Origin of the sequence: Longibacter sp., from assembly GCF_051155795.1 — a bacterium.
In the GTDB taxonomy this organism is placed as follows: Bacteria; Bacteroidota; Rhodothermia; order Rhodothermales; family Salinibacteraceae; genus Longibacter.
Window position 1 is genome coordinate 1 of the sequence record NZ_DAXETW010000011.1, and the last position, 20,854, is coordinate 20,854.

Genomic DNA, 20,854 nt, shown 5'->3' on the forward strand with positions numbered 1-20,854 from the left:
ACATCTGTACAGACGGACCCGAAGAGGCACATCGGTGTCTTATTCGTGCTGATTCTGGTCGCGGGGTTTTTACGACCGGCTCCGGCGGCCGCGCAGCAGGGGTCGACCCGGTCGGTACCGAGACAGGACACTTCGACCGTTCATCGTGACACGCTCAATGCTGGCGCCCCGCAGCCGTATCAGATTCGGCCGTTCGTCATGGCGAGCACGCTGCGAGTCGAGCGGAACGGCACGCCGCTGCCCGCAGCCGCGGTGCAGGTCGAGGCTGTGCCCGGACGGCTCTGGGTGCGCCCGCTCCGGCGGCTGACGCGAAGCGACACGCTGATAGCCGTTTACCGGACGTTTCCCCTGGATCTGCGCCCGGTCTACCGGCGACGCTCGATCGATACGCTCCGGACCGCATCGCCCGAGAATACGGCTGCGGCGCCTGGCAGGCCCGCACGAGCCGATACGATTCGACCGGATGCGCGCCGGGCTCCGGTTGACACGCTCGCCAACACCGGCTACGTCGTAGTCGAGGAGGAGGGAAGCGACACCCTCCGCACGTTCGACCCCTTTGCCGGCGTCGATCTTCAACGATCCGGGTCCATTTCGCGCGGCGTGACCGGCGGCACGAACCAGGACGCCGGAATCGAGTCCGGCCTCCGCCTGCAACTGGAGGGGAATCTGACCGACGATGTCGCGGTGCGTGCCCTCCTGACCGACCAGAATACGCCGATTCAGCCGGAGGGGACGACACGCCGCCTCGACGACTTCGACCGGGTATTCATCGAGCTCGAAACGCCGCAGGCCGTGCTGCAACTGGGTGATGTGGACGTGTCCTTTACCGGGACTGAGTTCGGCGTCTTTAACCGTAAAATCCAGGGGGCAACCGTTCGTAGTGCGACGCTCGGACCGGCGCTCGGACTGAAGCAGGGGGAGGCGACGGTCTTCGGCGCAGTTTCTCGCGGACAGTACCGAACGCAGGACATCCAGCCGATCGACGGCGTCCAGGGACCGTATCGGCTCGAAGGGGCGGAAGGCGAGCGGTTCGTCGTGATCGTGGCCGGCACGGAGCGTGTGTATCTCGACGGTCAACGCCTGGAACGGGGACGCACCAATGACTACATCATCGATTACACGCGAGCGGAGCTCACCTTCACGTCGAATCGCATCATCACCGACGATCAGCGGATCACGGTCGAATTTCAGTACCGCACGTCCCAGTTCGATCGAACGCTGGTCGGGGGACGCGCCGATGCGGCCGTCTGGGCCAATGAGAACGGTCGGCCACGCGTATCGGTCGGCGCGTCGTATCTGCGGGAGGCAGACGGTCAGGACTTCGGGGCGGCCTTCAATTTGTCGCCGGAGGATTCTCTTGCACTCGTAAATGCCGGGGACGACCCGGCCGTACGGAGCGGGGCGCGGCGCGTCGAGTTCGATCCGGAAGCGCCCTACATCTTCTATCGCCGAGACATCCGGTCCACGCCGGCGGGATCCGATACTGTTTTCGTTGCGCTGGAGGAAGCCCCGGACGAAGGCACCGAGGTATTCCGGGTTGACTTTGCGCGGGTCGGATCTGGAAACGGGGCGTACGTCCGGGTGGGACGGCAGCAGAATGGCATTCTGTACGAGTATCGCGGTCCGGGACAGGGCGAGTACCAACCCCTACAACCGATCCCACGGCCGCAAATGCAGCAGCTTATTGATCTAACCGCGCAGGTCGAGCCGGTCTCCGGCGTGCAACTGTTCGGCGAGTGGGCGCGCTCGATGAACGACGATAACCGGTTCTCCCCGCTGGATCGGGCAAATGACGTCGGACGCGGATATCTGGCCGGTGCGCGGATCCTGCCCGTCTCGATCGAGGCGGGCAAAACGTCCCTCGGCGAGGTGTCCCTCTTGGCTCGGCGGCGAGTGCGCGGCCAGACGTTTCAGACGTTTGACCAGAGCCGGGACATCGAGTTCAACCGGGAGTGGAATCTCGCCCGGACGGGGTCCTCGCCGGCCGCGGGTGTTGTCGAGGCGGGAGAAGAGGTTCTGGACCGCGCGGAGATGACCTGGGCGTGGAGCGACCAGTCGACCGCGTCCGGCTCGCTCGGTCGACTCCGCTTCGGCGACGCGTTCGATGCCCGACAGGCTCGCGGACGCGTTCGCCTCCAGGAAACGGGACTTCCGCGAATAGCGGTTTCGGCCGAGCGGGTCGATAGCCGGAATCGTATCGCAGGGACGCGGGGGACGTGGACCCGACAGCAGCACGAGATTCGTCAGCCGTTTGGAATTCTTGAGCCGTCGATTCGCTTTGACCGCGAAGTTCGAGATCAGCGGGACGCGGCAACGGACCAGGCGACGACTGGTGCCTTCGCTTTCACCGAGTGGGAGCCCGGAGTGGCAGTGACGGCCGGTCGTCTCGACGTGGACAGCCGGGTAGCGTATCGTCTGGAAGACGAAACGCTGAACGGCCGGACGCTCCGTGCGGCGCGCGCTGTAACGGCCACGGCCGCTGCGGCGTGGGCGCCGGTGCAGCCATACGACGTGTCCGTTCAGACCGGCTACCGCGTCCGGCGCTTCACGGAGCCTTTCAAGCGCACCGGGCGCAGCGATACGGAGTCGCTCATTCTGCAGCTGGATGCAGGCACGCAACCGCTGGACCGTGCCATCGATGCGCGCCTCTTTTACGATGCCCGCACGGAACGGGAACCGACGCTTCAAGAGGTTTATGTGCGCACGGGCCCGGAGCTCGGTCAGTTCGTGTGGACGGATGACAACGGCGACGGCCTTCAACAGGTCGACGAGTTCGTGCCCGAGACCACGCCCAACGAAGGAGCCTACGTCCAGAGCTTCGTGCCGTCGGACTCTCTCGCGTCGGTCGTGAGCATCGACACGCGGCTGCGCGTCCGATGGGAACCGCGGCGGATCTGGCGGACCTCAACCGCCCGATGGCAACGGTGGTTCTCTCGACTGGAGACGCGCTCAACCATCGAGATTCAAGAGAAAAGCCGGTCCGACCGGCTGACCGATCTGTATCTATTGAATCCCGACGCGCTCCGGCAGGAGGGGGAAACGGTTGACGGCACCCTCCGCCTTCAGCAAGATGTGCTTTTGTTTCCCCAGAGTCGTCGTGCGGGTGTAGACGTAACCTGGACGCAGGCGCGGGGCCTCACGGAACGCGCGGCGGGGCAAGAGCGCTCCTTTTTGAATGCATGGGAAGCCGCCACGCGGTTGCGCATGAGTCCGGCATGGACGGTCCGCCTTTCGGGTACCGTGCAGGCGGATCGATCGATCAGCGAAGCGTTCTCCGACACGCGGAGCTACGACATTTTCGCGCAGCAAATCCAGCCGGAAGTATCGTTCCGCCCGTCCGCTGAATGGAGCCTGACCGGGTCGGCGGCCATTGCAGCAAAAAAGGACGCCATCGGGAATCGCAACGTTCGCCTTCTGAGGGTCCCGGTCGAGGTGACCTGGGCGACCGCCGGGCGCTTTCGCGTGACGGCCAACGGTGAGGTCGCTGACATCGTCCTCGACGGGGATGCAGCCGGACTGGCGCGTTTCGAACTCACGGAGGGGCGCGGGCCTGGACGATCCTACCTCTGGGGCGCGAGGGGCGAGTATCAGGTCAGCGGCAACATCCGCGCAACGTTCGCATACGACGGCCGCGCTCCCGCCGCGGCGGACGTTATCCACACGTTCCGGGTGAACGTGAGCGCGCAATTCTGACGAAGCCCCCGTCCGGGGTTACGCTTTGCGCTCCGGCTCCGCGAACTCGTCATATTGCTGCCGTTCGATGTTCGCCCCTGCGCTACGAAGCTTCGTTGCGAGGTTCTCGTAGCCCCGATCCAGGTGGTAGATGCGAAGAACGTCCGTGCGGCCGGATGCGACAATACCCGCCATGACCAGGGACACGCTCGCGCGCAGGTCGGTGCTCATGACCTGGGCTCCTTTGATCGGCTGACCACCGCGAACGGTCGCCGCGTTGCCGTCGACGGTGACGTCGATACCGAGGCGCTGCAGTTCGGGGACATGCTTGAAGCGGTCGTCGTAAATCGTATCCGTGACAGTGGCCTCTCCGTCGGCCGTGGCGAGCATGACCGTCCACTGCGCCTGCAGATCCGTCGGAAAGCCTGGATATGTTTCTGTCCGAATCGAAACCGGCGTGACGGTCTCAGGGGGCGTGACGACGGCCCCCTCGTCGGTGTATTTCGTCTCAGCGCCCGTGCCGCGAAAGTAGTCTTTGAACGCCTGTCCGAGATGTTCGTGATTTCCGTTGTTGATCTCGAACGGCTCTCCCGGCTCCCCCGCCATCGCGGCCAGGATCATGAATGTACCCATCTCGATGCGGTCCGGAGTGTTGCGAACCTCGATCGGTGTGAGCGCGTCGACGCCCTGAATCTCGATCGTCCGCGTCCCGAGCCCGTCGATTTGTGCGCCCATCTTTTTCAGCGCCTCCCCGAATGCGACCACGTCTGGTTCCATCGCCGCGTTCTCGATCTTCGACCCGCCGCGGGCCGTGACGGCGCCGAGAAGCAGGTTGACGGTCGCCCCCACACTCGACGGCTCCATGCGAAAGGTACCGCCGCTCAGCCGTCCGCCCGTTGCCTTCGCCACGACGTATCCTTCATCCAATTCGATCTCCGCACCGAACTGCTTCATCCCCTCGATGTGCAGGTCGACGGGTCTCGGTCCCCAGGCGCAGCCGCCCGGAAGCGACACCCGTGCCCGGCCACACCGACCCACAAGCGCGCCGAGCATGTAGAAGGAGGCTCGCATCTTCTTTACAAGTTCGTATGGGGCGACGGGCTCGTCGACGGTCGATGCGTTGATTTCGATGGCATGCTCGTCCGGACGGACGGTGACATCGGGACCCGTCACCCGAATCACCTTCGACAGCGTGTGGACATCGCGCAGATCCGGCACGTTCGTCACCCTCGTCGTCCCCTCCGCGAGCACAGCGGCAGCCATCAGTGGCAGAGCGGTGTTTTTGGAACCGCCGACCGTGAGGGAGCCGGACAGAGTGCGGGGACCTTCGATGACAAACTTGTCCATAAAACCGTGTTTCAGATGAGGGGACGGGGACGAAAATCGACCGACCGTTATTAAGCACGCTTCTCGCCTTTGTTCACCGTGGTGCGCCGCACAGGGGTCAAAGAACGGACCCGGCTACACTCCGTACCATTCATGCGTTCACCTCGGACACCGAACACCTCGATTGATGGAGCGAATGTACCTCGACCATGCAGCGACGACCGCCCTGGATCCGGCTGTTCTGGACGTGATGCTTCCGCACATGCGGGATCGGTTTGGTAATGCGTCTTCGGTCCATCAGATGGGCAGGCAGGCACGGTTCGCAGTGGAGGAAAGCCGAGAACGGGTGGCCGCCTGTCTGGGCGCAGAGCCCGGGGAGATCGTTTTCACTAGCGGCGGGACCGAATCGGACAACTTCGCGCTGAAGGGCGTCCTCGCCGCCACATCATCTGACCGCCCGTCGCATCTCATCACGTCATCGGCCGAGCACGAAGCCATCCTCCGACCGGCCGAACGCTTGCAGCGAGATGGGGTCGAGGTCACCTTTCTGGACCCCGGGGTGCAGGGGGCCGTAACCGTTGAGCAGGTGCGCGCGGCGTTACGACCGGAAACGGAGCTGGTATCGCTGATGCACGCGAACAACGAAATCGGCACGCTGACCGGCATTCGCGAGATCGCCGACGTCTGTCGCAAGCACGACGTCCTGCTTCACTGTGACGCCGTGCAGACGGCCGGCCTCCTCGGGGTAAATGTAAACGACCTCGGCACCGACCTGCTGTCGGTGTCCGGACACAAGTTTTACGGGCCGAAAGGGATCGGCTGTCTCTATGTCCGCGGCGGCGTCGATCTCGGAAGCCTCGTCGAAGGCGGCTCACAGGAACGTGAACGCCGCGGTGGAACGGAAAACGTGCCGGCCGTCGTCGGTTTCGCCGAAGCACTCGAACGGGCCGTGGAGGCCGCCGAGGAGCGGGTTTCGCACATTCGATCGCTTCAGGAGCAACTCGTCGCGGGTATCCGGGATCGCGTCGATCCTCCGTTCGTCTTCAACACGCCGGTCGACAGCCAGGATGCCATTGCACCGCACATCGTCAACGTCTCATTCCCTCCGGTCGATGATGCTCCGATCGACGGCGAGATGCTCATCTTAAATCTCGACATGCAGGGTGTCATGGTCTCGGCCGGGTCTGCGTGCACTTCGGGAGCGATGGAGCCGAGCCACGTCTTGAGCGCGATCGGGCGCGACCGTGCGACCGCTTCAGCGGCCGTCCGCTTTTCGATCGGAAAAGACAACACCGCCAAGGAGATCGACGCGGCCGTGAACGCGCTGGCCGAAACCGTACGTCGGATGCGCCGGTGAGTCGAAGACCGGCCCTGACGCTATTCTGGAATATATGATGTCTCTTCTTTCGATGCCGGATTCATCGGAGACCAACGTCCTCCTTGTTTTTGCGAAGGAACCGAAGCCGGGCAGCGTCAAAACGCGACTTGCCGGAGTGACCTCCGACCTGAACCCTGCCGAGTCTGCACGTCTCTACACGGCGTTCCTGCAGGATGCGCTCCGGCAATACGCCATGCTCGGGTCCTTACTCGACGCCGATCTTGACGTGCACCTGTACTGGGCGGGTGATCCGGCGCATGCGACCCTCTTCACGGAGCCGGATGACGGCAACGTTTCGGAGGCACCCGGCCCGGTCACGATTCGCCGTCAGGAAGGGGACGGACTGGGTCCCCGAATGCGAAATGCTTTTCAGAATGCATTTGACGAAGGCTATTCGAGGGCCGTTGTCATCGGAACCGACCATCCGACGCTGCCTACTCCTTACGTCGAAGAAGCGTTTGCCGCTCTTCAGGATAGATCGTCCGTCTGTATCGGACCGAGCACGGACGGCGGATACTACCTTCTCGGGATGAGTACGTACGTTCCGGCGGTGTTTGAGGACATGACGTACAGTCACAGCCACGTATTCAAGAATACCCTGCGCCGCGCCGCCCGCACGGATGCGGACGTGATCGTTCTTCCCGAATTTTACGACGTTGACACCCCGGACACGCTCCGCCGCATGTTGATGGATCTGCGGGACGATGATGCTGTGGCCCCGCACACCCGATCCGCCGCTCGTGACCTTCGGCTCTACCATCGGTTCGACGTCTCCACCACCCGGGGTGGGCCCGCGGAGGGATGATGGATTGTCTCTTTCCTTCGCCGGCGAGCATGTGGAAGACCAAGGGAGTCTGGCCTGGATCGGCGCCCGCTGCCTGTCCGCGTCAAAAACGCACGTTGCTGGCGCCGGACATCGCGCCGAGGCGGGAGGAAATCCGGGTCGAAGATCCCGTCGACGCCTTTACAGTTTCGCCTGCATTTCCGATTATGAACAAAGCACCCGCTCCTCCGGCTTAACCTGCAGTGACATGGCACAGACTGACGATGCCTCGATTGGAACCGGTTCCAGCCGCGCCGATCTCGGCGACTTCAAAACGCTGGAACAGTTTATCTTAGAACAGCAGGACCGTTTTCCGCACTCGACGGGTGCATTCTCGCGCCTGCTTCGCGACATCAGCCTGGCGGCCAAGATCGTTAATCGCGACATGCGGAAGGCGGGGCTGATCGACATCTACGGTGCGACCGGCGAAACCAACGTACAGGGTGAGGTGCAGCAGAAAATGGATGCGCTGGCCCACCGTGAGTTCGTGCTTGCGCTCCGGCGGGGAGGGGAGTGCTGCCTCATTGGCTCGGAGGAGCACGCCGAGGCCATCCCGCTCGATACCTCGGCGGAAGGGGACGGAAAATACATCGTTCTGCTCGATCCGCTGGACGGCTCGTCGAACATCGACGTCTGCGTATCGGTCGGCACCATCTTCAGCATCTATCGTCTGCCGGATGGATATGACGAAGACGAACCGGACCTGGACGCGGCCCTTCAGCCGGGGACGAAGCAGATTGCCGCCGGATACGTGGTGTACGGCTCGTCCACGATGCTCGTGTACACGACCGGAAACGGAGTCAACGGGTTCACGCTGGATACGTCGATCGGCGAGTTTCTGCTGTCTCACCCGAACCTGACGACGCCGAAGACGGGACGCATCTTTTCCATCAACGCGGGTTACTACCACTCCTTCGACGACGGCCTTCGGAGCTATCTCGACTGGCTCCAGGAGTATGACGAGGACGACCCGAATCGACCGGCTAAAACTCGGTACATCGGATCGTTCGTTTCCGACTTCCACCGCAACCTTCTCAAGGGCGGCATCTACATGTATCCGGCGACGAAGAGCAGCCCGGAAGGGAAGCTGCGCCTCATGTATGAGGCCAATCCGATGGCCTGGATTGCGGAGCAGGCTGGCGGTCGAGCAACCGACGGACACGGGCGCATCCTGGAGAAGTCGCCGCAAAAACTGCATCAGCGCACGCCGCTATTCATCGGCTCGGAAGAAATGGTCCGCCGCGCAGAAGCCTTTCTGCAGGGCGATCCAGAACGCGCTGTGGCGGTCGAATCGTAACGGCGACGCGCGCTGGGTCATGCGACGTTGCCCGAGGCGAGATGGACCTACGCAGACTCTTTCGGGAGAATCTCACGGACCCTGCGGCGGACATCTGCGGCGGATGAAGCCTCGAGCACCTCGTCAGCGAGATCGGCGCACTCGGCGTCGTTTAGCGAACGAACCGTTTCTTTGACGGCGGGGACCCGATTTGGGAGAACAGACAGCGAGCGGATGCCGAGGCCGACCAGAATGGGGATGGCGAGCCGGTCTGCTGCGATTTCGCCGCACACGCTGACGGGAATCGACGCCTCCCGGGCCGCTGTGGCGGTGGCGTGAATGAGCCGAAGGACAGCCGGCTGCAGGGCGTCGGTCAGCGCGGCGAGATCCCCGTGCTCCCGGTCGGCTGCCATCGTGTACTGCGTCAGGTCGTTCGTGCCGATGGAGAAGAAGTCTAGTTCACCCGCCATCACACGGGCCGTTAGTGCGGCGGCGGGCGTCTCGATCATCGTTCCGAGGGGAAGGGGGACGTCGCCGTTTCCGCCCAACCGTCGTATCTGATCCCGTGCCTCCTCGAGAAGGGTGCGCGTCTTATGTATTTCCTCGAGGGTAGCCACCATCGGCACCATCAGCCGTACGGAATGCCGATCGGCTACGCGTAGAACCGCGCACAGCTGCTGCCGCAACAAATCAGGCTGACGCAGTAAGGCGCGAATGCCCCGCAGGCCGAGGGCCGGATTTGCCTCCTCCGGCATAGGAAGGTAGCGCAGTGGTTTATCGCCTCCCACGTCCAGGGTGCGCACCGTGACGGTGCCCGGGGTGACCGCCGTGCAGATCCGGTCTAATAGCGATACCTGCTCGTCCTCGTCCGGCGGGTCCGTCCGATCCTGAAACAAAAATTCCGTGCGGAGAAGCCCGATGCCGTCGGCGCCGTTCTCAGACGCTTCTTGCGCATCGTCAGGCCCGCTCACGTTGGCGCCCACGCTGATCTCCGTGCCACTGTTGGTGGTCGCCGGGTCGTGTGCCGCGGCCCGGGCCCGTCGATCGGCCTCAGCATGCTCGCGACGGACGGTCTCCACGGCATGGCGGACATCGTCTTCTGGGTCCACCCATACGAGGCCCTGCAGTGCATCCATCGCGATGTCATCGCCATTAGCCACGGTGAGCAGGTCCGGCCCCGCATCAAACACCGCTGGGATGCCGCGTCCGCGCAGAAGGATCGCGCTGTGGGACGTGGCATTTCCTTCGGCACATACGACACCCTGAACGTTTTCGCCATCCAGTTCGGGAATCTCCGATGGACGGAATCGACGGCTAATCAAGACGTGAGGCGCGTCAGGGCCGCGGATCGGCTCCTGCGGCACGTCCACGAGGACGTGTAGCACGCGAACGGCCACGTCGCGTACGTCGTCTGCACGCTCCGAGAGATACGCATCGTCTGCACTGGCATATGCATCGATGACGGCCTCCACGCCGTTCATCCAGGCTCGGGGAGCGGCGTATCGGTCGTCGAACACGTTCGAGCGCACCCGGTCTCGTAAGGCGGGATCTGCGAGCAAGAGTTGCTGGGCGCCGAGAATGTCGGCGGCGTCGGTGTGGCCGGTGTCGATGAGGCGAGACCGTTGGTCGTCCATCTGTTCCCGGACGTGATCCAGGACGGCGGATAGCCGGTCCCACGTGGCTTCCGGGTCGTCGGTCGTCTCGTTCGGAATATCCGGCATAGCCGCCTGATGCACGTAAGCGGGAGCGACGACCGCGCCCGGCTGAACCGCGATGCCCCGCAGGGCCTGCCTCATCTGGGCATCTGAGTACGCCGAATCATCACGTTGATCCGGCGCGGCTCCCGTCGCTGACGACATAGGGGGCGTGCCGTCCGTGGATTCGCCGGGCATTTCACCGTCGTCCTCGAAACCGGACGCGACCAGGGACGCCAGGCGCTCCACAATGTCGCTCGCGTTCTCCCCGGTCGCGTCGATCTGGAGCCGGTGCCCACGAACGGCACCAAGGGTCGTCACGGTCGACTGGCTGGTGGCGTCGACGGGCCCGTTGCCGTTGGTCAGGTCGCGTACCTGAATGGTTGCGCCCTCAGACGAGCCCGCGTACTCCAGCGCGAGCCGCACGAAGCGCGCCGCTGGACGAGCGTGAAGGCCATGGTCGTTGATGACCTCGACCGTTGTCGTCGCATCCCAGACGCCGGGATCCGTGCCTCTCTCCGACGTTACCGTAGACGTGGATGCCGTGTCTCCCGGCACCGCCTGCCGCTTCTGATCGAGGGCGGCCCGAGCGTCGCGGACGACTTGATCGAGCGAGCCGCCGCCGCTAGCGGTTACACCGGCTGAAATGGCTCCCTCGACGAAGGGAGCGTCCACCAGGCGCGTTCGCTTCCGGAGGTCGGGGTCGATGAACTCCAGGGCGGTGTCCGCGCTCAGAACGGCGCTCCCCACGTCGAGAAGGACGACCACGCCGTCCCCGTCATCCGCTGCTTCGATGGCCGAAGCGATGGCGGTGGCGTCGGTGCCGTATTCGGCGTCTGGGTCGCCGGTACCCGCGGCGATCTTAATTCGCACCGCCTCCCCGCTCATGTCGCGAAGAAACGGGAGCAGGGCGTCGGCAAGAGGCCGGCTGTGCGAGACCAGGACGAGTCCAACCACGAGAGCAGAAGGCGTTGCGAGGACGAGGCGGAAGGCAATTTCGTGCTGTACTCTATCCTACACGAAGATGACCGTGCATCCGTTCGCTTGAGACTGAACTTCACGTTAAACCCTTTCGGCGTTAGCAAGAGGGGGCTACCGCGCTCACGACTGCCACGTCTTGTTGGCATCAACAGCGGCAGCAAATAGATGATATGTGGATGTAGCCCCCGGGTCCTGATGGCCTGCGCTGCGTTCGCCCAGGTAACTGGCGCGGCCCTTGGTGGCTACCATTGGCGTTGTGGCTTCCATGCCTTCCTGTGCAGCAGAAGCGGCATTCTGAAGCGCCTCCGGCCATGTGCTATCGCTGGACGCGGCGTCTTCGAGCGCCTCGATCGCAGGGACGAGAGCGTCGACCATCGTTTTCTCCCCGGCGTCCGCTTTTCCCCGACGCTGAACGCCATCCAGGCCCGCACGCATCATCGATGCCCAGTCGGACAGCTCGATGGTTTCGCCGGCAGCGTTCCGTCCGGCGTCCAGAAAAAACGTCCCGTAGAGGGGACCGCTTGCGCCGCCGGTTTTCGAGATGACGGACATGGCGACCTTCCGGAGCGTTCCCGCGATGTCGTCATCTTCGATACTTTGCCGGGCTGCTCGCAGTCCCCGCACCATGTTCTGCCCGTGATCTCCGTCACCGATGGCGCTGTCGAGTCGTGTCAGAAGTGCTTTGTTTTCTTCGATTCGATCCGCAAAGGCATGGATCCACTGGCGCACGAATTCAGCGTCGCGAGACATAGACGGACAGGGGCGTGGCGTGTGGTAGCGGCGGAGAAGGAGGGGAAGGCCCGGCTTATCTACCCCAGCGAAGGCCGGGGGTATGAACAGGCGCATCCCAGAGGGCCGTTCGACGCGCATTCATTCGGAGGATGGTAATCGAGAGCCCGGCCATTTCGAGACTCGTGATGTAGGGCCCGACCAGATTCCGAACGACACTCAGGCCGTGGGCCTCCGCAACCTGGAGGGCCTTCCGGTAGCACAGGTAGAGCTCCATCATCGGCGTCGCTCCCATGCCATTCACGAAGAGCAGAACGTCATCGCCCTCCTTGAACGGGAGATCCGACAGGATCGGCTCCATCAGGCGTTCGACGATTTCATCAGCCGATTCGAGAGGGATCCGGTCCCGGCCCGGTTCACCGTGAATGCCGATCCCGATCTCGATTTCTTTTTCGCCGAGATCGAAGGTTGGCTCGCCGGCGGATGGGACGGTGCACGAGGTCAACGCCATTCCCATGCTTCGGACCTCGTCGTTGCAAGCCCGCGCGAGGTCCGCGATCTCATCGAGCGGGTCGCCCGCATCCGCGGCGGCACCGCACAGCTTTTCGATCAGCACCGTGCCGCCGACCCCCCTCCGGCCCGCCGTGTACGTGCTATCCTCCACCGCGACGTCGTCGTCAATCAGAACCGACCGGACGTCGATGCCCTCACCTTCGCCCATCTCCTCGGCCATCTCGAAGTTCATCACATCGCCCGTGTAGTTCTTGACAAGATGGAGCACCCCGGCGCCTGCGTCGACGGCTTTGGTGGCTGCGAGCATCTGGTCCGGCGTGGGGCTTGTGAACACCTCGCCGGGACATGCGGCGTCAAGCATGCCCCGTCCGACGAAGCCGTTATGCATCGGTTCGTGTCCGGAGCCGCCCCCGGAGAGGACGCCAACGCGTCCGTCCGGCACGCCGTCAGCGCGGACAACGTAGGTGGGGTCGAACGAGACGCGCACGAGATCGGGATGGGCAGCAGCGAAGCCCTCCAGCGATTCCCGCACGACGTGATCTGGATCGTTGATGAGCTTTTTCATGGCATTCGGCGGTAAAGGTGAGAGCGGTAACGACGGCCCGGACGATCACGAAGGAGCGCACGCAGCCCGGGCCGGTACATCCAGTTCGCCGAAGGGGGTAGGGCAAAACATGATCGGTTACGGGGTGGTGCCCGGCACCCAGACGCCTGTCCCGATGATTCCGGCAAAGTAGAACAGCGCGATCACGAACGTGCCAAACGTGATAGCAGCCGCCGGCGGGTCCCAGTGGGTGTCGCCGTGCGCGTAGAACACCCGTTGGAAGAGTTCACCGAACAGGGCGCAGAGGATGCCGAAGGCACCGCCGACGACGATGGCGCTGGTATCCCCGAGGCCGCTCAGGGCGCCGCCTTCCGTCGCTGTGACCGCGAGAGCAATCGTGCTCGCAGGTAGCGTCATGTGGTGGGTCACCGGGATCTTCTCGACGCCGAGATTTAGGAAGAGCAGGCTTGCTGCGCTGATGCCGAAGGCAAGGAACGGGCTTCCCGTTTTCAGCGCGATGAAGGCGCCCAGCACACCTACGATAAGGCCGAGGAAGGCCACCTCGCCCCACTTGTACTGATGCGGAAGCCAGGGCTCGACGGCCGGTCGGTCGGTGGCCGCCTTGACGACGTCGGAGACCGTGCCGGTGTCGGATTTCTTTTTGGCACCGGTCTCGAACGGACTCATGTCGAGGATGCCCGAGCCGCTCACCTCACCGACGATGCGGTATCCGAAGGCGAGCCGGTGCACCAGCGCCGAGAGGACCACCGCGACCGCGATCGGGTCCCAGGGAAGGCTGAAGTTGGCCGAGAACTGCGTGATGACGAGGCCCACGATCCCGAACAGCCCGCCGACAACCAGCACGTCGGTTTTCGGCCCGAGCGCATACGCGATGTTTTTCGATTCATGAAAGTCGAAGCCGCTCGTCATATATCCCTTTTTGGCGGCATACGCGGCAGCGGCAGCACCGCCGGCAAATGAGATGTGCGGGCCGAACACGGGCCCGAAGGCCACGTCGCCAGTGACCCCCTGTAGTCCGCCGGCCTCTCCCGCAATAACCATAAGGCCGGTGAAAATAAAGGCCGGGAGCGCGCCCACGGCGGCGCCGAATGCTCCGCCCGCGAAAGCAGCGATGATCAAAAAGATCCAGTCCAGTTCCAGTAAGCCTTCCATGTCGATGAGGTCGATTGGGTGACAGAAGATCGAGCAGGTCGCAGATACACGAGGTGCACCCGCGCCCCCGTCGGTCGGACCGACGGGGAACGTCGCGTGCGGATATGACGAGGATCGATTCCGGCTACAGGGTCACAGAGAGCTCGGTAGACACTGCGTACCAGTTGTCTCCAACCTGGCCGGGCGAATTGATGCCCTCATCCTGGCTAACGAACTCCAGCTTCAACAGGGCCTTGTCGAGGAATCGGATTCCGAAGCCGCCCTGGATGCGAAGAAGACTCGTTTCGTCCAGGTCGTCGGCCCAATCGGACGCATTGTCGGCGTAGCTCACGCGACCGGCTATGAAGAACTCCTCTGTCGCGTTCAGCGTCAGCGTTGCGCCCGCAAAAAGCATCTGACTGTCTTCCTCGACAACCACGGCGCCGCCGCTCAGTCCCGGATTGGGCACGAAGGCACTCGTGCCATTCGCGCCCGTCGCGAAGCTGTATTGCTCCGTACTGATTCCGCCCCATACGTCGCCCTCAAGCAGCGACGACTTGAACATGCCGTCGACGTGCAGAACGAGCGGCGCGATGCCCGGGTTGAGGTAGGCATGGGTCAGACGGCTGTTGGGCCCGAAGCCCGGAATGCTGTAGTTCTCGCCATCCCCGCGGATCCAGCTTGTAATGGTATTGCTGCGCTGCTGGGAGGTCACTTTCATGACGGCCGCGCCCACGCCGTACGTGCTGGTGGCGTACCGGGCCTTGCCGATGAGCGAAAAGCCTGTGCCCGGCGTGAACGTTTCGTAGAAGGTCGGAGAAGTGACGGTAAGGTCGAAGCCGAACCCGCCTTCCAGATTCCCGATCAGGGCCACGCCGGTCTGCGCCGTGATAAAGTCGATCGGTGAGTTGCCGATCAACGGGTTGCCCTGCGTGGCGGCGCCGTCCGAGTACCCCCGAAAGTTGAAGGGACCGGTCACGGGCGTACCGAGGCGGACCGTGTATTCGTCGGACAGCAGGAAGTCCAGCGCTACGTAGTCGACGGCCGGGGAGAAGCTATCGCCGCCGGTGCCGAAGTCGTTCGGTTCATGCCCGAGATCGACGAAGAGCGAGATCCGCTCGTGCAGATCCGCACTTACTTCGAGGTTGTAGCGGACACGCTGGAATCCGGGTTCGGCCTGATCCGTCGGCGGTTCGCCCGGAAAGTCGGTTCGGAAGTACTGGGCGCCCTGCATGGCCTTTACGCTGAAGGACACGCGGTCCATCATGTCGTCTCCATCCTGAGCCAGCAACGGGGTGCCGGTCAGCGTCAGCAGAAGAAGGATTGTCAAAGACGCGGTGCATCGTTGCAGCTGCTTCATGGCGATTACGGGCTTCTTCGAGAGATGGCATGGAAAGATCACCCCGCATCGGGCCAGAAGTGCTTGGCACGATCTCGGGTCTACATCGGTGTCGCGTTGCGACCGGCCGTAATGGCGGGCCGTAGGAGAGGCGGGTATCGTGCTATTGTGTGGCGGTCCGTCGTCATCGAATAAGATCTGCGATGCGGGGGAAGTACGATTTCTGCGTTGGTCCGAGGCAGTGACGGGGAGACGAAACGAAGGAGCGTGATAACGACGGAAAATTGGTCGGACGGTGAGTGGAAGGAGCGCGTCCGAGGGGGCGCCCGATCAAACGGCCGGCCCCGCCGGGGACCGACCGGTCGCGATGCGCCGATCAGGTCGTAGACTGAACCTTTGTGGACTCGGGCGCCAGCATGTAATTCTGGGCGAGCTCCGTAAAGGCCTGCACTTGTTCTTCCACCCAGTCGTCTCCTTCGCCCAGTTCTTGCGCCATGAGCTTCGCGACCTCCGGCGCAATGTCCAAAGCAGCCCGGGCGTTTAGGAGGAGGGATCGGGAACGACGCGCAAGGATGTCTTCGACCTGGCGCGCCATCTCATGCCGCGTGCCCCAGATGACCATCGCTTTCCGGATGGGAAGCCGATCGTCGAAGGTTTCCGCGAGCTCCGGACGGTCTCGCATCAGGCCCTTCACGCCAGGTGCATCGGATCCGTACTGAGACAGGTCGCCGAACTGCTCGGGATGCTCGTGCCAGCCGTGGATGTGGAGGTGCTTCGTAACGGACGGTCGCTCTTCGACGTCGGCGAGCGTTGCCGCCTGATCGATGGTGTCTTCGGCCATCTTGCGGTAGGTCGTCCACTTGCCTCCGGAGATGGTGACGAGCCCGTTGTTGGATATGTGGAGCACGTGCTCGCGCGAGATCTCCGACGTGTCCCCGGCGGGCGCATCCGGTCGCGTGACGAGCGGACGAACGCCGGCGAATGCACTCAAAACGTCGTCTGGCGTCGGGTCTTTCACGAGGTATCGTCCCGCGTGCTCGATCAAAAAGTCGAGTTCCTCCTGCATTGGGACCGGCTCCATGGAGGGGCCGTCGATCTCTGTATCGGTCGTGCCGACGACGATCCGGTTCAGCCACGGAATCGCGAACAGGACGCGTCCATCGTCGGTCTTCGGCACCATGATCGCGCTATCCCCGGGGAGGAACGACTTGTCAAGGACGATATGGACGCCCTGACTGGGTCGGAGCGTGTCCCGGGCTTCGGGATCGTCCATTCGACGGATGGAGTCGGTGAAGATCCCGGTCGCGTTGATAACGACTTTGGAGTCGAGCCGATACTCCTTGCCGTTCTCTTGGTCGACCGCGACCACGCCGTTGATGACGCCGTCATCGCTCTTGATGAGGTCCGTAACCTTCACATAATTGAGTGCGATCCCGCCCTGCTCGACGACCGTCTGCGCCATGTTCACAGCAAGGCGTGCGTCGTCAAACTGTCCATCATAGTAGATAACACCTCCACGGAGACCTTTCGGCTCGATGGTTGGGAGGTGCTTCAGCGTTTCCTCCCGCGTCAGGTGCTTGGAGCGGCCGAAATTCTGCCGGCCGGCCAGCATGTCGTACACCTTCATGCCGATGCCGTAGAACGGCCCTTCCCACCAGTCATAGTTCGGTACGACGAAAGCGAGATTGGTGACAAGATGCGGCGCGTTCTCCTGGAGCAGGCCTCGTTCTTTCAGGGCTTCGAGAACGAGGGAGATGTTGCCCTGCTGCAGGTAGCGAACACCACCGTGCACCAGCTTCGTGGACCGGCTCGACGTCGCCTTCGCGAAATCGTGCATTTCCAGAAGCAGCGTATCGTACCCTCGCGAAGCGGCCTCGATCGCCACGCCGAGTCCGGTGGCACCACCACCGATGACAATGAAATCGAAGGCGCCGTCGTGGTCTTCCAGGGCGCGGATACCGGTATCGCGTTGCATATAGATCGGGGTCGAGCAGTAAAGGGGCGTCGAACAATAGGGAAGAGGCAGTGCCTCCGACTCTCCATGTCACGCGAGCGCCGGAGGCATGCGGATTCGGGACCGGATCACTCGGCGGGGACGGCAGACTCTTCTTCTTTCTCTCGCGCATCGCCGCCTTCGGGCTCCTCCCATGCTTTGGCGCGTTCGAGTGCTTTGTCCCACCCGGACCGGAGATCGTTGACCATGGTGGTGTCCATCTTGGGCGTAAACCGGCGGTCGACCTGCCATTGCGACTGAATGCTGTCAAGATCGTCCCAGTAGCCAACTGCGAGACCGGCGAGGTAGGCTGCGCCGAGCGCCGTCGTTTCGAGCGTCTGTGGGCGGACGACAGGAACACCGAGAATGTCGGCCTGGAACTGGAGGAGGAGGTTGTTGGCCGCGGCCCCGCCGTCGACGCGAAGCTCCGGGGTTTCGATCCCGGAGTCCGCTTCCATGGCTTCGACCACGTCCGCCACCTGATACGCAATGCTCTCGATCGCGGCACGGCAGAGATGCTCTTTCGACACGCCGCGCGTGATGCCGGCAATGACGCCGCGCGCGTACTGGTCCCAGTGCGGGGCCCCAAGGCCGGCGAAGGCGGGCACGATGTAGCATCCACCGTTGTCGTCAACCTTCCTCGCCATTTCCTCGACTTCGGGAGAGGAGCGGATAATCTTGAGTCCGTCGCGGAGCCACTGTACAACCGCGCCGGCGATAAAAATGGAGCCTTCGAGCGCGTAGGTGGTCTCTCCGTTGACCTGGTAGCCGATCGTCGTTAGCAAATTATTCTCCGAGCGAACGGCTTCCGTCCCCGTGTTCTGTACCATGAAGGCGCCCGTACCGTACGTATTCTTCCCCATTCCGGGCTCGGTACACATCTGGCCGAAGAGCGCAGCCTGCTGGTCTCCAGCAATTCCGGCAATGGGCACCTCCGCTGCGAAAATGTCGCCGGCGGTCGTCCCGTAGACCTCGCTACACGATCGGACCTCCGGGAGCATGCTCCGCGGGATGTCTAAAATGTCGAGCAGCTCCTCGTCCCACTCATTTTCATGGATGTTGTAAATCAGCGTTCTCGACGCGTTAGTCGCATCGGTAATGTGCTTCTGCCCGCGCGTCATGCGCCAGACGAGCCACGTGTCGACCGTGCCGAAGCAAAGATCGCCGGCCTCGGCCTTCTTCCGGGCGCCGTCGACGTTGTCGAGGATCCACTTGATCTTTGTCCCGCTGAAGTAGGCATCGAGAATGAGCCCGGATTTGTCGCGGAACGTGTCCACGTGACCCTGGGCACGAAGGTCGTCACAGATGCCGGACGTGCGGCGGTCCTGCCACACGATCGCGTTGTAGACCGGTTTTCCGGTGTGCCGGTCCCACACGATGGTGGTTTCGCGCTGATTCGTGATCCCGATCGCAGCCACGTCGGCAGCGTCGATGCCCGCGCGACTGACGGCTTCAGCTGCCGTTCCGATCTGTGAAGACCAGATTTCGTTCGGGTTGTGCTCCACCTGGCCCGGTTTCGGAAAGATCTGTTCGAACTCCTTCTGCGCCGTGGCCTGGATCTGGCCGTGGTGGTCAAACAGGATGGCTCGCGAACTGGTTGTACCTTGGTCGAGGGCAAGAATGTATTGCATGAGATCCTGGACGGTAGCGTGAGGAGAAACAGGCGTGGGTCGTGTGCCCCGGCCATGCATGGATACGATTGTGGTCGTATCACGGCGGAAGGCCGGGGGATGCAGCGGGGCAAAAAACGGCGGTCTGAGGATCAGGAGTCGGCGACGCAGGGGGGACGCGAGCCGACCGGGAGACCGGGGGCGGCAGCCGTCGTGCTCTACGGGTCATTAAGCTGGAACGGGCAGCAACGGCGAAGAGCGGTTCGCCGGGGTGTCGAAGCGCTTCCAGATTCCGGCGCAGCCCCTGTGTCGAACACCGCATCGCCCGCCTCGAATGCATGATGGCCATGACCGCGTCGGGTGGAGCGACGCCGTCGGCACGTTTTGTGGAGTAATCGTTAAGTAATGTTCATATTTGTGAGGACAAGGTCAAGTTTTTTCCGCCCGATGCGATGGAAAAAACTCCGTTGTCACAAGGCGGCCGCTGGAAACGATCTCGGAGCGGCGTCCATCGTCTTGCGCTTTGATCGGCATTACCCGTACATTCCGTGTAGAAATGTTGAAGGACGCTACGTTCCGGTAGGCGCACGAGCCGCTGTTCCGTGGTGATGCGTTACACGAGCTTCCATCCCGGATCTCGTCACTGGATTGGTCACCCGTCCCCCTTGGATTATATGACGGCATCTCGGTACGAAATTCCCGCCGCGTCCGGTACGCTCCGCTCCTTCATGACGCTGGAGCAGTTCATCATAGACCACCAGGAGGAGCAGGCGCACTCTACTGGCGCGTTTTCCCGTCTCATCCGGGACATCAGCATCGCGGCTAAAGTTATCAACCGGAATATTCGGCGGGCCGGGTTGCTGGATGTCTTCGGCGCGAGCGGGGACATCAACGTTCAGGGAGAAGTCCAGAAAAAGTTGGACGTGATCGCGGACGAAGAACTTGTTCGCGCGCTCCGCCGGGGTGGCGAGTGCTGCCTGATCGGCTCAGAGGAGCAGCCGGATACGATCTCGATCGGAGAGGCCGGCGATGGCGTGGGGCGGTACGCCGTTTACTTCGACCCCCTGGACGGATCGTCCAACACGGACGTCAACGCGTCGGTCGGTACGATTTTCAGCGTATACCGGTTGGATGAGGACGCCGACCGATCGACCATGCTGTCGGAGGTGCTGCAGCCCGGCACGGAGCAGGTCGCGGCCGGCTACGTTGCCTACGGCTCGTCGACGGTGTTTGTCTACACGACCGGCGCGGGGGTGAATGGCTTTACGCTCGATCCGGAGATCGGCGAATTCGTGCTGTCCCATCCGGACCTGAAAATACCAAAGCACGGAAAAATGTACTCCGTCAACGAGGCGGACATTGAAGACTTTTCCGACGGATTCCGGCAATACCTTCGCTGGTTGAAGACGCCGGATGCTTCGGGGCAGCGCACCGTGAGGCTCCGCTACATCGGGGCGTTCGTGTCGGATTTCCACCGGAATCTGATTACGGGTGGCATTTACATGTATCCGTCGTCAGCCGGTAATCCGGACGGCAAGCTCCGACTCATGTATGAGGCCAACCCGCTCGCTTTCATCGCGGAACAGGCTGGTGGCGCCGCGTCAACTGGTACCCATCGGATCCTGGAGGTCCAGCCGGACGATCTCCACCAGCGCGTCCCCGTGTTCGTTGGGAATCAAACCCTGGTTCGCGAACTGGAGCGTCACCTTGCCGAGTCGGTCACAGTGTAGAGAGGCAGCCGGTCGCTGATCGTCACGATTTCGTCAGGTGCGGTCGGGTTGAGCCTGTCCAGGGACCCGGCATGTTCACTGTCCGTGTAGAGGA

At 62.9% G+C, this 20,854-nt stretch carries 13 protein-coding genes; 5 read left to right on the plus strand and 8 right to left on the minus strand.

Translation table 11 applies throughout. From position 1 onward, the window contains the following. Positions 1–198 precede the first annotated feature (198 nt). On the plus strand, positions 199–3,693 hold the full coding sequence (locus ACFCU0_RS02115) for a hypothetical protein (protein WP_434972008.1): 3,495 nt from the start codon (positions 199–201) through the stop codon (positions 3,691–3,693). Positions 3,694–3,711: 18 nt separating this feature from the next. On the opposite strand, the gene murA is transcribed toward ACFCU0_RS02115, so the two are convergent. Then, complete coding sequence (murA, locus tag ACFCU0_RS02120; protein ID WP_434972009.1) at positions 3,712–5,019, minus strand: UDP-N-acetylglucosamine 1-carboxyvinyltransferase; 1,308 nt, start codon at positions 5,017–5,019, stop codon at positions 3,712–3,714. Positions 5,020–5,185: 166 nt separating this feature from the next. On the opposite strand from murA, the gene ACFCU0_RS02125 reads away from it, so the two are divergent. From ACFCU0_RS02125 to fbp (ACFCU0_RS02135), 3 genes are all read left to right on the plus strand, one after another. After that, complete coding sequence (locus ACFCU0_RS02125; RefSeq protein WP_434972010.1) at positions 5,186–6,355, plus strand: cysteine desulfurase family protein; 1,170 nt, start codon at positions 5,186–5,188, stop codon at positions 6,353–6,355. A 34-nt stretch (positions 6,356–6,389) separates the two neighbouring features. After that, positions 6,390–7,181, plus strand: coding sequence for a TIGR04282 family arsenosugar biosynthesis glycosyltransferase (locus ACFCU0_RS02130; protein ID WP_434972011.1), 792 nt, complete (start codon positions 6,390–6,392; stop codon positions 7,179–7,181). Between the two features lie 226 nt (positions 7,182–7,407). Continuing rightward, positions 7,408–8,496 (plus strand): class 1 fructose-bisphosphatase, encoded by a 1,089-nt coding sequence (fbp, locus tag ACFCU0_RS02135; RefSeq protein WP_434972012.1) that lies wholly within the window; start codon positions 7,408–7,410, stop codon positions 8,494–8,496. Positions 8,497–8,543: 47 nt separating this feature from the next. Here fbp (ACFCU0_RS02135) and ptsP read toward each other — a convergent pair whose 3' ends face one another. The 7 genes from ptsP to glpK form a co-directional block, all read right to left on the minus strand. Further along, complete coding sequence (gene ptsP / locus ACFCU0_RS02140) at positions 8,544–11,126, minus strand: phosphoenolpyruvate--protein phosphotransferase (RefSeq protein ID WP_434972013.1); 2,583 nt, start codon at positions 11,124–11,126, stop codon at positions 8,544–8,546. A gap of 144 nt (positions 11,127–11,270) precedes the next feature. After that, complete coding sequence (gene dhaL / locus ACFCU0_RS02145) at positions 11,271–11,900, minus strand: dihydroxyacetone kinase subunit DhaL (protein WP_434972014.1); 630 nt, start codon at positions 11,898–11,900, stop codon at positions 11,271–11,273. 55 nt (positions 11,901–11,955) lie between these two features. Next, positions 11,956–12,957 (minus strand): dihydroxyacetone kinase subunit DhaK, encoded by a 1,002-nt coding sequence (gene dhaK / locus ACFCU0_RS02150; protein WP_434972015.1) that lies wholly within the window; start codon positions 12,955–12,957, stop codon positions 11,956–11,958. A gap of 117 nt (positions 12,958–13,074) precedes the next feature. Next, positions 13,075–14,109 carry a hypothetical protein gene (locus ACFCU0_RS02155; RefSeq protein ID WP_434972016.1) on the minus strand — a complete coding sequence of 345 codons (1,035 nt, stop codon included), beginning with the start codon at positions 14,107–14,109 and terminating at the stop codon, positions 13,075–13,077. Positions 14,110–14,233: 124 nt separating this feature from the next. Next, positions 14,234–15,418: a hypothetical protein gene (locus ACFCU0_RS02160; protein ID WP_434972017.1), complete on the minus strand. Its 1,185-nt coding sequence runs from the start codon at positions 15,416–15,418 to the stop codon at positions 14,234–14,236. Positions 15,419–15,803: 385 nt separating this feature from the next. Next, entirely contained in the window at positions 15,804–17,402 is a 1,599-nt protein-coding gene (locus ACFCU0_RS02165; protein WP_434972018.1) for an FAD-dependent oxidoreductase, read from the minus strand. A 107-nt stretch (positions 17,403–17,509) separates the two neighbouring features. Further along, positions 17,510–19,051 (minus strand): glycerol kinase GlpK, encoded by a 1,542-nt coding sequence (gene glpK, locus ACFCU0_RS02170; RefSeq protein ID WP_434972019.1) that lies wholly within the window; start codon positions 19,049–19,051, stop codon positions 17,510–17,512. A gap of 653 nt (positions 19,052–19,704) precedes the next feature. Between glpK and fbp (ACFCU0_RS02175) the strand changes: the two genes are divergently transcribed. Next, positions 19,705–20,760 carry a class 1 fructose-bisphosphatase gene (gene fbp, locus ACFCU0_RS02175; protein ID WP_434972020.1) on the plus strand — a complete coding sequence of 352 codons (1,056 nt, stop codon included), beginning with the start codon at positions 19,705–19,707 and terminating at the stop codon, positions 20,758–20,760. Positions 20,761–20,854: the final 94 nt, after the last annotated feature.